This is a genomic window from Bacillus pretiosus (assembly GCF_052947655.1).
This window is the reverse complement of the sequence record NZ_CM129593.1, coordinates 4,295,658-4,309,376: the sequence shown is the minus strand read 5'-3', so window position 1 is coordinate 4,309,376 and position 13,719 is coordinate 4,295,658. Positions and strand designations below refer to the sequence as shown.

The 13,719-nt window shown below is 35.9% G+C and carries 14 protein-coding genes and 1 other annotated feature; all 14 genes read left to right on the top strand.

Annotation, left to right across the window (positions count from 1 at the left end):
• Positions 1-46 precede the first annotated feature (46 nt).
• The 14 genes from spoIVFA (at position 47) to pheA (ending at position 13,714) form a co-directional block, all read left to right on the top strand.
• Positions 47-793, top strand: a complete 747-nt coding sequence (gene spoIVFA / locus ACU8YW_RS22180; RefSeq protein ID WP_088064478.1) for a stage IV sporulation protein SpoIVFA — start codon at positions 47-49, stop codon at positions 791-793.
• Positions 786-1,646: a stage IV sporulation intramembrane metalloprotease SpoIVFB gene (gene spoIVFB / locus ACU8YW_RS22175; protein WP_098135100.1), complete on the top strand. Its 861-nt coding sequence runs from the start codon at positions 786-788 to the stop codon at positions 1,644-1,646. The genes spoIVFA and spoIVFB overlap by 8 nt, the downstream gene beginning before the upstream one ends.
• A gap of 67 nt (positions 1,647-1,713) precedes the next feature.
• On the top strand, positions 1,714-3,102 hold the full coding sequence (locus tag ACU8YW_RS22170) for an Rne/Rng family ribonuclease (protein WP_088064476.1): 1,389 nt from the start codon (positions 1,714-1,716) through the stop codon (positions 3,100-3,102).
• A gap of 77 nt (positions 3,103-3,179) precedes the next feature.
• Positions 3,180-3,257, top strand: a sequence feature (ribosomal protein L21 leader region).
• A 14-nt stretch (positions 3,258-3,271) separates the two neighbouring features.
• Entirely contained in the window at positions 3,272-3,580 is a 309-nt protein-coding gene (rplU, locus tag ACU8YW_RS22165; RefSeq protein ID WP_000270907.1) for a 50S ribosomal protein L21, read from the top strand.
• Positions 3,581-3,591: 11 nt separating this feature from the next.
• Entirely contained in the window at positions 3,592-3,936 is a 345-nt protein-coding gene (locus ACU8YW_RS22160; RefSeq protein WP_002001054.1) for a ribosomal-processing cysteine protease Prp, read from the top strand.
• Between the two features lie 3 nt (positions 3,937-3,939).
• Entirely contained in the window at positions 3,940-4,230 is a 291-nt protein-coding gene (rpmA, locus tag ACU8YW_RS22155; protein ID WP_000944957.1) for a 50S ribosomal protein L27, read from the top strand.
• 63 nt (positions 4,231-4,293) lie between these two features.
• Positions 4,294-4,842: a sporulation initiation phosphotransferase B gene (locus ACU8YW_RS22150; RefSeq protein WP_098135103.1), complete on the top strand. Its 549-nt coding sequence runs from the start codon at positions 4,294-4,296 to the stop codon at positions 4,840-4,842.
• Positions 4,842-6,125: a GTPase ObgE gene (obgE, locus tag ACU8YW_RS22145; protein WP_000497119.1), complete on the top strand. Its 1,284-nt coding sequence runs from the start codon at positions 4,842-4,844 to the stop codon at positions 6,123-6,125. The genes ACU8YW_RS22150 and obgE overlap by 1 nt, the downstream gene beginning before the upstream one ends.
• Before the next feature lie 137 nt (positions 6,126-6,262).
• Positions 6,263-6,970: a response regulator transcription factor gene (locus ACU8YW_RS22140; RefSeq protein WP_098135106.1), complete on the top strand. Its 708-nt coding sequence runs from the start codon at positions 6,263-6,265 to the stop codon at positions 6,968-6,970.
• Positions 6,960-8,042, top strand: a complete 1,083-nt coding sequence (locus tag ACU8YW_RS22135; RefSeq protein ID WP_046956287.1) for a HAMP domain-containing histidine kinase — start codon at positions 6,960-6,962, stop codon at positions 8,040-8,042. The genes ACU8YW_RS22140 and ACU8YW_RS22135 overlap by 11 nt, the downstream gene beginning before the upstream one ends.
• A 93-nt stretch (positions 8,043-8,135) precedes the next feature.
• Positions 8,136-8,912, top strand: coding sequence for an ABC transporter ATP-binding protein (locus ACU8YW_RS22130; RefSeq protein ID WP_426934076.1), 777 nt, complete (start codon positions 8,136-8,138; stop codon positions 8,910-8,912).
• Entirely contained in the window at positions 8,887-10,809 is a 1,923-nt protein-coding gene (locus tag ACU8YW_RS22125) for an ABC transporter permease (RefSeq protein ID WP_097908216.1), read from the top strand. Before ACU8YW_RS22130 ends, ACU8YW_RS22125 begins: the two co-directional genes overlap by 26 nt.
• A gap of 49 nt (positions 10,810-10,858) precedes the next feature.
• Positions 10,859-12,766: an ABC transporter permease gene (locus tag ACU8YW_RS22120; RefSeq protein WP_262720057.1), complete on the top strand. Its 1,908-nt coding sequence runs from the start codon at positions 10,859-10,861 to the stop codon at positions 12,764-12,766.
• A gap of 96 nt (positions 12,767-12,862) precedes the next feature.
• On the top strand, positions 12,863-13,714 hold the full coding sequence (pheA, locus tag ACU8YW_RS22115) for a prephenate dehydratase (RefSeq protein ID WP_262720056.1): 852 nt from the start codon (positions 12,863-12,865) through the stop codon (positions 13,712-13,714).
• The last annotated feature ends 5 nt before the right edge of the window (positions 13,715-13,719 follow it).

The following is a 13,719-nucleotide window of genomic DNA, read 5'->3' as shown; positions in this document are numbered from 1 at the left end:
ACAACTGTTTCTATGTAAATTAGCTTAACGAAAGAAAGGAGACAGTATGAAGAATAGACGTGTAGAAGAAATTAAAAAACGGATTGCGAAAAGGAAGGCAGAGCAAGAAAGGATGGAGGAAGAGCAGTATTTTGCTGGAGGGAATTTTGATAGTGAAACAGTATTTATTGAAGAAGGAGAAAAGGAAATTCATCCTTTATTTCGAAAAGAAGTATTTTTCTTCAAATTTTTGTTATCAGCAATATTAGTTCTTTCTGTCGCTATTTTATATAAGAATGCACCCTCTTCTTTCGACGGTGCTAAAGCTGTTACAGAAAAAGTGATGAAAGAAGAATTTCAGTTTGCTACTGTAGCGAAATGGTACGAAAAGCAGTTTGGAAAACCACTCGTATTTTATTCACCTACTGAGAAAAAAGAAGGAACGATTCAGCAAAAAGATTATGCCATCCCTGCTTCTGGAAAGGTAATGCAAGGGTTTCAAAAAAATGGCCAAGGTGTATTTGTTCAAACAGCTACAAATGCAACTGTTGAGTCAGTGAATGAAGGGCTAGTTGTTTTTGCAGGTAAGAAAGAGGAACTTGGTAATACGGTTCAAATTCAGCATGCAGATGGAACAGAATCGTGGTATGCGAATTTAAATGACATGACAGTGAAATTATATGATTACGTTTCAAAGAAACAAAAAATTGGAACGGTGAATAATGATGCAAATAATAAAAATGGTAAGTTTTATTTCGCGATAAAAAAGAATGAAAAATTTATTGACCCGATTCAGGTGATTTCATTTGATTAAATATAGAGAAGTTTTAACGAAGATTTCAGTGCATCCGTTGTTTTGGGTTATTATTGTTATTGGTATTTTTACGGCTCGTTTTAAAGAGTTAATACTGTTATTTTGTATCGTTCTTATCCATGAACTTGGGCATGCCTTTGCGGCGGCACACTACAATTGGCGTATTAAAAAGATTCAACTTTTACCGTTTGGTGGTGTGGCTGAGCTTGAGGAACACGGGAATAAGTCATTGAAAGAGGAACTTGTTGTTGTAATTGCAGGGCCTATACAACATATTTGGATGATGGTGGTAGGTTATATAGTGTTTGAAGCTGGTTGGCTGGGTGCGGATTTATATTATTTCTTTATATGGAATAATATAATTATTTTAGCATTTAATTTACTACCTATTTGGCCGCTTGACGGTGGAAAAGTATTGTTTAACGTATTATCATATCGTTTTCCTTATTTACAAGCACATGAAAAGATGATGAAATTATCATGTGTTTTTTTTAGTGTAATACTAGTGTGGCAGTTACTTTGGAATAGTAACAATATTATGATGTGGGTACTACTCATATTTTTAGCGGTGTCGTTATATCAAGAGTGGAAACAAAGACAGTATGCCTTTATGCGTTTTTTATTGGAACGTTATTATGGGAACAAAAGAGGAATTGAAAAGATTGCACCTATTGAAGTGCAATCAGAAGATCATTTATATAAGATATTCACAAAATTTCGTAGAGGGTATAAGCACTCTATTATCGTCCATGGAAAATATAAAGAACATTACACATTGGATGAAAATGAATTACTCTATGCGTATTTTACTGAAAAACGAACAACTTCATCTGTTGAAGAATTAATCGGTTAGTGTTGACGATAGCACTAACCTTTTATTATTGTAAAAGCAAAGAAGATTATAAAGTGAGGAAAGAATTTTGAAAACGTTATATATGAACTATGCAGGATCGGAAAAACGCGTTGCAATTGAAGAGAAGAAAAAAATTGTTGAGTTTTTATGGAAACGAAATGAAGAACAAGAGATTGTTGGGCATATTTATGTTGGACGTATCGTAAGAACGATTGCTGGAATGAACGCAGCTTTTGTAAACATCGGTTTAGAAAAACATGCGTACCTTTCATACGATGATGTACCATCTTCTTATCGTATACATGAAGGGCAAGCGGTACTCGTGCAAGTTGTGAAAGAGGCAATTGATACGAAAGGGCCGAAATTGACGGCAAACATAGAATTTACCGGGAAATATGTCGTTTATATGCCATATGATGAAATGCGTGCGATTTCTCGAAAAATAAAAAATAATAAAAGAAGGCAACAGCTACTCCAAATTGAGGTAGAAGGGACAGGAGGTTATATTTTCCGCTCTGCTTCTGAAAAAGGAGAAATTGAAGAAATACAAGCTGAAATGCAAAGGTTACAGCAGTTATATGAAGAGCTAAAAAGAAAAGAGGGGCAAGGAAAGGCACCGTTACTACTTCATCGACCGGCGACCTTTTTAGATCGTGTATTCCAAGAGAATCCGATTGAAACGATTGAAAAAGTAGTTGTAGATACAAGAAGTATAGTAAAAGAATTAGAAGAAAAGGTCGGAAAAGAAAAAGTATCTTTTTATAATGAAAAATCTTCAATGTTTAACCATTTTGGAATAGAGCGTGAGATCGAGAAAGCACTTCAAAAAATTGTGTGGCTCCCGAATGGTGCTTATTTAATTGTGGAACAAATGGAGACGATGACTGTAATTGATGTGAATACGGGCAAGTTTACTGGAAAACAGAATTTACAAGATACAGTCCTTCGTACAAATGAAGTGGCAGCTGAAGAGATTGCACGTCAATTAAGACTGCGTGATATCGGTGGTATGATATTAATTGATTTTATTAATATGAAAAGAAGAGAAGATAAAGAAAAGGTAAGAGAATGTCTGATGGCTGCTATGCAAAATGATCGCACATATACAAGAGTGCTCGGTTTTACAGAGTTAGGGATTTTGGAGATGACACGTAAACGTAAGAAACATTCTTTACGCGACGTATTACTAGAAGAGTGTGTACCTTGCAAAGCGACGGGGTATGTAATGTCATATGAAACAATTGCGTATGAGTTAGAGAGAGAGCTAATCACATATGGAAATATAGAGGATGAGGCAGTATTAATCGCTGCGCCTAAAAATTTGCAAAAACAATTTTTGCAAAAAGAATTACAAAAAAATATTCCATTTGAAATTTATTTCAAAGATGATATGATCGAAAAGTACGCAATTATTCGTTTTGGAAGTAAAACAGAAATTGTAGAACGGAAAAAATAGTTAGCAGAACATTTATTGACAACCGTCTATGATTCATGATAACATCTTTATGTTATAGTTTATAGCACCTAAACGGCTATATGCTACAACCGCACAAGACAGGTTCCCTAAAGACATTTATGTCTACCTCGTTTTTGGCGAGTCTTAGTAATTAAGAGGAGGTGCAAGTATGTACGCAATTATCGAAACAGGTGGAAAACAAATTAAAGTTGAAGCTGGTCAAGCAATCTACATTGAAAAATTAGATGTTGAAGCTGGTGAAACTGTTACTTTTGACAAAGTTCTTTTCGTTGGTGGCGAAAACGTTAAAGTTGGTAGCCCAGTTGTAGAAGGTGCAACAGTTACTGCGAAAGTTGAAAAACAAGGTCGCGCTAAGAAAATCATCGTTTTCAAATACAAAGCGAAAAAGAACAATCGTAAGAAACAAGGTCATCGTCAACCTTACACTAAGCTAGTTGTTGAAGCTATCAACGCTTAATCCAGGTTAACATGATTAAAATTACGATAAGTCGCACGAAATTAGGAAGTATCCAATCATTTAAAATGACTGGACATGCCGATTATGCGCCACATGGACAAGACCTTGTCTGTGCTGGAACTACAGCGGTTGTGTTTGGTTCTATAAATGCAGTGGAAGAACTTTGTAATGTGCAGGCAACTATTGAACTCGGAAGTGATGGCGGATTCTTAACGTATGAATTGCCTAATGATTTAGACGTTCATACAGCAGAAAAAGCACAAACGCTTTTAGAAGGATTGGTTGTTTCGCTTAAGACGATCGAACTTGATTACGGAAAGTATATCCGTTTAATAGAAAAAGTGCAGGAGGTGTAACGTATGTTAAGATTAGATCTTCAGTTTTTCGCATCTAAGAAAGGTGTAGGTAGTACAAAGAACGGTCGTGACTCTCAGTCAAAACGTCTTGGTGCTAAACGCGCAGATGGTCAAACGGTTTCAGGTGGTTCAATTCTTTACCGTCAACGCGGTACAAAAATTTATCCAGGTGTTAACGTTGGTCGTGGTGGCGATGACACTTTATACGCGAAAGTTGACGGCGTAGTACGCTTTGAGCGTCTTGGCCGTGACCGCAAACAAGTGAGCGTATATCCTGTTGCTCAAGAAGCATAAGAACTCACGGAAAACTCTAACCTGAGTGCAGGTTAGAGTTTTTCTATATTAAGGGGTATCTAAATGAATGAAAAATGGACAATTATAGATGCATTGCGTCATTCAAGACATGATTGGCTCAATCGTATGCAGATGGTGAAAGGAAACCTTTCCCTTGGAAAAGTGGAAGAGATTCATAGTCTCATCGATCGTTTTGTCCAAGAAGCGAGACAAGAATCCAATCTGATAGGGCTATCAATGCCTTTATTTTCAGAGTGGATTTTAACATATAATTGGAAACAGCAGCCGTGCTTATTGGAGTACGAAGTATTAGGGAAATTACATAACTTATCTCACTTAGATGAGACTGTATGTATATGGACGAATCAATTTTTCTCAATACTTCAGCATAGTTTAGACGTATATGTTGAAAATTATGTTTGTATCACAATTGAATGTGACGCGGAGAATGCTCGTTTCTTTTTTGATTTTCGTGGTAAGCTAACGAGTGTAGAAAAACTACAGAATTGGCTTGCGAACCAAAACAATAAATGGTATTCCATTTCTTATACAGTACGAGACGAAGAAGTCTCAGTTATATTACAACCAATCGAAAAAAGTGTGGTGAAATAATGTTTGTAGATCAGGTCAAGATATATGTAAAAGGCGGCGACGGTGGTAACGGAATGGTTGCGTATCGTCGTGAGAAGTATGTACCTAAAGGTGGCCCAGCAGGTGGCGACGGTGGTAAAGGTGCAGATGTTGTTTTTGTTGTTGAGGAAGGCTTACGTACATTAATGGACTTCCGCTACCAACGTCATTTCAAAGCTGATCGTGGTCAGCATGGAATGAGTAAAGGTCAGCATGGTCGTAAATCTGAAGATTTAATCGTAAAGGTTCCACCGGGAACAATAGTAAAAGATGAAAAAACAGGTGAAATTCTTGCCGATTTAGTAACGCATGGACAAACAGCTGTAATCGCAAAGGGTGGCCGCGGTGGTCGTGGTAACTCACGTTTCGCAACACCGACGAACCCAGCGCCAGAAATCGCTGAGAACGGTGAACCAGGTCAAGAACGTGATGTCACGCTAGAACTTAAAGTGCTAGCAGATGTTGGACTTGTTGGATTCCCAAGTGTAGGTAAATCTACATTATTATCTGTTGTATCATCAGCGCGTCCGAAAATTGCAGAGTATCACTTTACAACAATCGTTCCGAATCTTGGTGTTGTTGAAACTGGTGATAACCGCAGCTTCGTTATGGCTGACCTTCCTGGACTAATTGAAGGTGCACATGCCGGCGTCGGACTTGGACACCAATTCTTACGTCATATTGAGCGTACACGTGTAATCGTGCACGTTATCGATATGTCTGGTTTAGAAGGCCGTGAGCCATATGAAGATTATGTAACAATCAATAGTGAACTAAAAGAATACAATATGCGTTTAACTGAGCGTCCACAAGTTGTTGTTGCAAACAAAATGGATATGCCAGGTGCAGAAGAAAACTTACAAGCATTTAAAGAAAAATTGGGAGACGAAGTGAAAATTTTCCCAATCTCAGCTGTAACGAAACAAGGTGTTCGTGACTTACTATTTGAAGTAGCGAACTTATTAGAAACAACACCAGAATTCCCAATGTACGATGATGTAGAAGAATCTGAAGCAAGTGTAATGTACAAATTTGAATCTGAATCTAATTTTGAAATTACACGCGAAAGTGATGGCACATTTGTTATTTCTGGTTATGATATTGAGAAAACATTCAAAATGACAGACTTCTCACGTGATGAATCTGTACGCCGATTTGCTCGTCAAATGCGTGGAATGGGTATTGATGAAGCCCTTCGTGCACGTGGTGCAGTAGACGGAGATATTGTAAAAATTCTTGAATATCAATTTGAATTTATCGATTAAGACTGCCGAAATATGGCAGTTTTTTTTTATTGTAAATGTCTGATTCATATAGGAAAAAATACCCACTAATTAAATTTTCAATTTATAATAGAACAAGGAGTGGCTTTGGAAGAATTTTTTATGGGGAGAAAACGAACATGTATAAAATATTAATTGTAGAAGACGATGAAAAAATAGCGGGAATATTAGAGGAGCATTTAGAAAGGTATGGCTATCAATCATTTAGAGCAAGTGATTTACGTCATATAAAAGATGAGTTCGTGAAAATAAATCCTCATCTCGTATTACTGGATATTAATTTACCATATTTTGATGGTTTTTATTGGTGTCGTCAAATTCGTACTGTATCGAATGCGCCGATTATTTTTGTTTCTGCAAGAACAGGGGAAATGGATCAAGTAATGGCGATCGAGAATGGCGGAGATGATTACATTACGAAGCCATTCCATTTAGATATTGTAATGGCTAAGGTGAAAAGTGCACTTCGCCGTGGCTATGGTGAGTATGCCTCTGTTGCTGAGAGTGATTGTTTAGGTGTAAATGGACTGTTGTTATTTCCGTCCCAGCACATTGTTGAGTGGCAGGGGCAACAAACGGAGCTGACAAAAAATGAATTTTACTTATTAGAATGTTTAATGAAACAAGTAAATCAATATGTAACGCGTGAAGAACTGTTAGAAGCCCTGTGGGACGAGGTAGCTTTTGTTGATGATAATACATTAACCGTAAATGTAAAACGCGTAAGGAAGAAACTAGAGGAGCTAGGCATTCAAAATGCGATTGTAACGAAACGCGGATATGGTTATGCGCTTCTTACAGAGTGGGGCGAAGGGCATGAAGGTTAAAAATTACCTCATGGACCGTTTTTCTTTACTACTTTCTTATATTATTAGCCTTTGTTTATTTGGGCTCGTTTTGCAGTTGCAAAGTCTTTTAGAAAAAAGATCCATTGATTGGAGTACGTGGTTATATGGGCTTTTATTAGGGACAGTTGTATTTACTGTATACCTCATTTACGATTATCGAAAACGAAGTGTATTTTTAAAAAGAATCGAAAAATATGTTGCTAGCGGAAATACATTACACGACTCTTTACTTATTGATACTTCTTATACGTCAGAGCAAGAGATGGTTGTTGAATCGTTTACGCTATTAAGACAGCAATATATGAATGAAGTTCATAAACAACATGCGAAAGAACAACAGCAAATGATATTTATGAACCAATGGATTCATCAAATGAAAACACCAGTATCGGTTATAGAATTGCTATTGCAAAAGTTTGGTAAAGAGCATCGTGAAGCAAGAGCAACAGTTGAAAGTATTCGTGAAGAAAATAATCGTATACTAAATGGTTTAGATTTAGCGTTACATATGGCAAGGTTAGAGCAGTTTGCGAAAGATTATAAAGTAGAAGTAGTAAATGTGATAGATATCATCAGGGGTATTATTAATGAAAATCGAAAATCTTTCATTCAATCGTCGGTATTTCCGAAAGTAATGTTTGATGAAGATACCTGTATGGTTGCATCTGATAGAAAATGGCTCAGTATTGCTATAGGGCAAATTGTTGTAAATGCAATTAAGTATACGAAAATTTCAGAAGCAGAGAAAAAGGAAATTCAATTTCAAATTGAAGAGAAAGATCAAAAGGTGTTACTACATATTAAGGACAATGGAATTGGTATTCCAGAGCAAGATGTAAAACGTATATTTGATCCATTCTTTACGGGAATAAATGGCCGTAAAACGAGAGAAGCGACTGGAATGGGTTTATATATTACGAAGGAAATTTGCGATAATTTACATCATGGAATGTATGTGCAATCGGCTGAAGGGGAAGGGACAACATTCACGTTCCAATTTGCAAAAGATGAAGAATATCATACATTAATGAGAAAAATGACAAAACTGTAAGATATCAAAACGTTTTGTAAGGGAAATCACTCGTTTCTTTTTCTTATTTTTCTTATAGTAAGTGTAAGAAGAAAACACATAGGGGGACTAGAAATGAGTGTTCTTGAAGTAAAAGGATTAACAAAAGTGTACCAATCAAAAGGTTCAGTAGCGACGACTGCTTTAAACGATATAAATTTTAAAATAGAAGAAGGCGAATTTGTAGGAATTATGGGGCCTTCAGGGAGCGGGAAAACAACGCTTTTAAACTTATTAGCAACAATTGATAGGCAAACTTCAGGTCATGTGCTTGTAAATGGTGAAGAAATTAATCAAATGCGTGCTGCAAAATTAGCGGAGTTTCGTCGTACACATTTAGGATTCATCTTCCAGGATTTTAACTTACTTGATACGTTATCGATTAAAGAAAATATCATTTTACCACTTGTAATGGCGAAGAAATCTGTAAATGAAATCGATGCGAAAGTGCTTGAGATTGTAAAGTTTTTAAACATCGAAGAAATTTTAAATAAAAAAGTATATGAAGTGTCAGGCGGACAACAACAACGTGCAGCAGCAGCGAGAGCGATCATTCATGAACCTACGCTAATTTTAGCGGATGAGCCAACTGGAAACTTAGATTCGAAGTCAGCAAAATCATTAATGAGTGCATTGCAAGATTTACATGAACAAAAGAAAGTGACAATTGCAATGGTAACGCATGATCCAGTAGCAGCGAGTTATTGCGAACGTATTCTTTTCATTCGCGACGGAGAAATTTTCTCAGAAATACATAAAGGAAGAACGAAACAAGCCTTTTTCCAAGAAATTCTGGACGTACTTGCGATGCTAGGAGGAGAATATCATGAACTTTCGCCAGCTCGCGCTTAATAACGTAAAAGGAAATTGGCGTAATTATAAAGCTTTCCTTATTAGTAGCTGTTTATCGATTGTCGTATTTTTCATGTATGCTTCCTTTATTTATCATCCAGATGTCGTAAGTGGTAATATTAGTATGAGAGAGATGATTTCAAAAGGGCTAGAATCGATGAATTATATTGTAGTCATCTTCTCAGCACTCTTTATTTTATATGCAAATTCAACATTTTTACGAGCAAGAAAAAAAGAGTTTGGTCTATTAACATTAATAGGTGGAACAAAATCTCAACTTGGCCGAATGATTATATTAGAACAGCTTATGTTAGGTAGTATTGCAATTGTAGTAGGTATTGGGCTTGGTATGCTTTGTTCGAAATTATTTTTCCAAGCATTAAGCGTAATATTGAAAATAGATAAAACACTTCCACTCGTATGGAATAGTAAAGCAATTCTTATTACAGCAGGTGTATACTTTATTCTATTTTTAATCCTATCATTGTTTAGTGTTTGGACAGTAGGACGCTTGCAAATTATTGATTTATTAAGAGAAGCAAGAAAACAAAAAGTAGAACCTTTTGCATTTACATCGTTATGTGTAGTTGGTATAGGATGTATTATTGTTGCATATGTACTTAGCTTCCAAGTGACATTTATGAATTTTATCATTCTGTTTTTACCGATTGTAGGGCTGACGATAGGCGGAACTTATTTACTGTTTACACAAGGTAGTACAGTCGTATTAAAAGCATTGCAAAAAAGAAAAAAATCTTTTTATACATACCCAAATATGTTCGTACTTAGCAATCTTATTTATAAAATGAAAGATAACGCTCGTTTTCTATTTGTAATTTCTATTATTACGGCGGTTGTATCTTCAGCAGTTGGTACACTGTACGTATTTTTTGAGGATATGAGTTATAAGGCAGCAACTAGTACCCCGCATGCTATTTCGTATGAGGAAAAGGGAATAAATACGCATAATGTCATAAAAGAAGGGAAAACAAAAGAATTAATAAAAAAACACGGATTTGAAGATGCACGAGAAGTAACGTACGTAAAACTTCCTGGAAGTCAAAAAATCACGATGTTTAACGGTGAACATGAAGTGCCAATGGCGATTGTTTCAGAAAAAGAATATAACGCTGAAGTACGTAAACAAAAGAGAGAGCAAGTTAGAGAAGTTCATAATGCACCAGGTAGTGCAACGATGGTCATAATGGATATAGCGAACGACATGATGAAGATAGATCGTTCAAAACCGTATGAATTTAAAATGAACGGCCAAACGCAGTCTGTTCAATTAAATGAGCCAACTCCATTTTCTGTTTTTAATGATAGTGAATATCTCATTGTGAATGATCAAGATTTTGAGAAATACGCAAAGCTTGTACAGGATGAAGAAAAGACGAAATATTACGGTTATTATATAGAAGACTGGAAAAGTACGGAAGACCTTGTGTTAGATTTGAAAAATGAAATTGCACCAGATAAGCAAATGGAACTAAACAACTCAGTGCTTGCTTATAAAGATATAAGAGAATCAGGAGCAATTACGATGTTTATCGGTTTCTTCGTAGCTGTGCTGTTCTTTTTCTTCGCTTGTAGTATGACATACTTTAAATGGTTTAACGATAAAGAACAAGATCGTATTCAATTTAAATCGTTAAAGAGAATAGGTATGACAGATAAAGAAATTCGCAAAATTGCAATTCGACAAATGGGCGTTATCTTCTTTATCCCAATTTTAATCGGTGCAATTCATAGTGGATTTGCTCTTCATACGTTAGGGAAAATGCTTTATATCGATTTGTGGAAATCAGGAGCGATTGTAATTGGGACGTACGTTGTAGCTTCTGCGATTTACTTTATGATTGCACAAAGAGGATATTTGAAACACGTGCAAAGCTAGAGAAACCTCTAGCTTTTTGCCTATGTAGTAAGTTATAGGGGGACGATAGATGAACATTCGGCAACTAGCGCTACAAAATATAAAAGGAAATTGGCGTAATTATAAAGTGTTTTTCTTAAGTAGTTGCTTTGCAATATTCGCGTCTTTTGCATACATGTCTGTCATTGTACATCCGTATATGCAAGAGACGATGTGGTATCAAAACGTACGCTGGGGACTTATCATATGTAATGTTATAATTATTTCTTTTTTTGTCATATTTATTTTGTACTCTACTTCTATTTTCATAGAGGCACGTAAGAAAGAATTAGGATTATACATGTTAATGGGAGCAACGAAATCTAACGTAATAGGAGTAATTATGACCGAGCAAATATTGATCGGGGTATTTGCTAATATTTTCGGTATTGGGCTTGGTATGATCTTTTTAAAGCTCTTCTTCATGGTGTTTAGTATGTTACTGGGGCTTCCGAAAGAACTCCCTGTCATATTTGACGTGAGAGCAATCGGGGGAACGTTTATTGTATATATGGTCGTATTTGTTGTCTTATCTTTTATAAGTGCTTTGCGTATATGGAATATAAAAATCATTCGGTTATTAAAAGAATTTCGCAAGGATAGAAAAGAGAAGAAAACATCAATGCGGCTTTGTATATTCGGATTTATTTGCTTAGGTATAGGATATGCGTTAGCGTTACAAGCGACTATACCAACGATAGCATTCTATTTTTTTCCTGTGTCTATACTTGTCTTTTTCGGAACGTATTTTTCTTTTACACACGGCACTGCTCAAATATTAGAAATGATAAAACGAAATAAAAAGATTATGTATACATATCCGTATTTATTTATAGTGAATCAATTGTCACATCGAATGAAGGAAAATGGTCGTTTTTTCTTTCTAATGTCAATGGCAACGACGTTTGTAGTTACGGCAACAGGTACGGTGTTCTTATATTTTTCTGGTATGCAAGATATGTGGAGGGACGGGGGCGTGCACTCATTTTCTTACATAGAAAAAGGTACTTCTTCTCACGAAGTCTTTGCGGAAGGCACGGTTGAACAATTATTGCACCAATATGGGTATGATGACTTTCAATCTATGAGTTTTGTTGGAGTGTATGCATCTTTTCAATCCAATAAGGAAGAAACAGAAGTAGCGCCGCTCATTAAAGAAAGTGAATACAATCAAGAGGCAAGAAGACAAAAACAGAAAACGTATCACCCTAAAAAAGGTACAGTTACACTCGTTTATTATAGTAAATACAATCATCCGTATATATATGATCAAAAAGAAATCCAACTACAAGTAATAAATCAAACATATTCATTCGTATTTAACGGTCAGAAGGAAGGGGTGCAACTTAACTATCACCCTTCGCACATTAATGGTCTGTTCTTCGTCATGAATGATGAAGACTTTGACAGTATAGCAAATAAGGTTCCTGATTCTGAAAAAATGATATATAGAGGCTATACATTACCAAATATCGAAAATACGAAAGAATTAAATGGAGCTTTACGGAAACATATGAAACAAGATAATGCATTTCGAAGTAATATGGAGTTATATGTGAATATGAAATCGTTCGGTGATATTACTCTATTTATAGGATCATTCATTAGTATATTATTCTTTCTTACTTCATGTAGTATCGTATATTTTAAATGGTTTCATAATATTGAATCGGACCGAAAGCAGTATGGTGCACTCTCTAAACTTGGAATGACGAAAGAAGAAGTGTGGAAAATTTCCCGTTGGCAATTGTGTATGCTATTTTTTGCGCCAATTATAGTAGGAAGTATGCATAGTGCAGTTGCGTTATATACGTTCCATAATACGATCTTTATGGATGGTTCATTACGAAAAGTAGGCTTGTTTATTCTGTTTTATATCGCTGCATGCATCGTTTATTTCTTTTTCGCTCAAAGAGAATATAGGAAACATTTAGACTAGCGAATGCTAGTCTTTTTTTAATATTCGAAATTTACATAGAAGAATATAAAAAAGTATGGTATAACAGTAAGAAAACGAAAAAGAGGGGAAAAGACGATGATTCGAGTAGGATATTTAGGACCAGAAGCAACATTTACAAATATGGCGGTGAGTCGTTTTTTTCCGGAAGCAGAGCATGTACCGTATCGAACGATTCCAGATTGTATGGATGCAGCTGCAAATGGAAATGTAGATTATGCAGTGGTACCACTAGAAAATGCGATAGAAGGTTCAGTGAATATAACAGTTGATTACCTCGTACATGAGCAACCACTTTCTATTGTAGGAGAAATTACAGTACCAATTCAGCAACATTTACTTGTACATCCGCAGTATGCAGAAGTTTGGGAAGAAGTATATGCAGTGCACTCTCATCCACACGCTATTGCACAATGTCATAAGTTTTTAAATGAAGAATTAAAAGGGGTAACCGTCCGAGATATGACATCAACAAGTGCAGCTGCGCAATATGTGAAAGAACATCCTGAAGAAAAAATCGCTGCCATTGCAAATGAAGCGGCCGCAGAAAAATACGGTTTAACAATTGTAAGGCGTGATATTCATACGCACAAAAACAATCATACACGCTTCCTAGTGCTCCATAAGAAAAAGAAAGCCATACTCCCAAATAACGGAGAAAACCGCGGAGAGAAAACGACGCTTATGATAACGTTACCTGCTGATTATGCAGGGGCACTATATCAAGTGTTATCAGCTTTCGCATGGAGAAAATTAAATCTATCAAAAATCGAATCTCGTCCGATGAAAACAGGACTAGGAAATTACTTTTTCTTAATTGATGTCGATAAAGCATACGATGATGTATTATTGCCAGGCGTAACGATGGAACTTGAAGCGCTCGGTTTTTCTGTTACTGTGCTCGGGAGTTATTATTCTTATTGGTTGTAAGAGAG

Excerpts from the sequence above, each read along its gene's own strand:
- spoIVFA (WP_088064478.1), top strand. The coding sequence starts at position 47 with ATGAAGAATAGACGTGTAGAAGAAATTAAAAAACGGATTGCGAAAAGG.
- rplU (WP_000270907.1), top strand. The coding sequence starts at position 3,272 with ATGTACGCAATTATCGAAACAGGTGGAAAACAAATTAAAGTTGAAGCT.
- ACU8YW_RS22160 (WP_002001054.1), top strand. The coding sequence starts at position 3,592 with ATGATTAAAATTACGATAAGTCGCACGAAATTAGGAAGTATCCAATCA.
- rpmA (WP_000944957.1), top strand. The coding sequence starts at position 3,940 with ATGTTAAGATTAGATCTTCAGTTTTTCGCATCTAAGAAAGGTGTAGGT.
- ACU8YW_RS22150 (WP_098135103.1), top strand. The coding sequence starts at position 4,294 with ATGAATGAAAAATGGACAATTATAGATGCATTGCGTCATTCAAGACAT.
- obgE (WP_000497119.1), top strand. The coding sequence starts at position 4,842 with ATGTTTGTAGATCAGGTCAAGATATATGTAAAAGGCGGCGACGGTGGT.
- ACU8YW_RS22140 (WP_098135106.1), top strand. The coding sequence starts at position 6,263 with ATGTATAAAATATTAATTGTAGAAGACGATGAAAAAATAGCGGGAATA.
- ACU8YW_RS22135 (WP_046956287.1), top strand. The coding sequence starts at position 6,960 with ATGAAGGTTAAAAATTACCTCATGGACCGTTTTTCTTTACTACTTTCT.
- ACU8YW_RS22130 (WP_426934076.1), top strand. The coding sequence starts at position 8,136 with ATGAGTGTTCTTGAAGTAAAAGGATTAACAAAAGTGTACCAATCAAAA.
- ACU8YW_RS22125 (WP_097908216.1), top strand. The coding sequence starts at position 8,887 with ATGAACTTTCGCCAGCTCGCGCTTAATAACGTAAAAGGAAATTGGCGT.
- ACU8YW_RS22120 (WP_262720057.1), top strand. The coding sequence starts at position 10,859 with ATGAACATTCGGCAACTAGCGCTACAAAATATAAAAGGAAATTGGCGT.
- pheA (WP_262720056.1), top strand. The coding sequence starts at position 12,863 with ATGATTCGAGTAGGATATTTAGGACCAGAAGCAACATTTACAAATATG.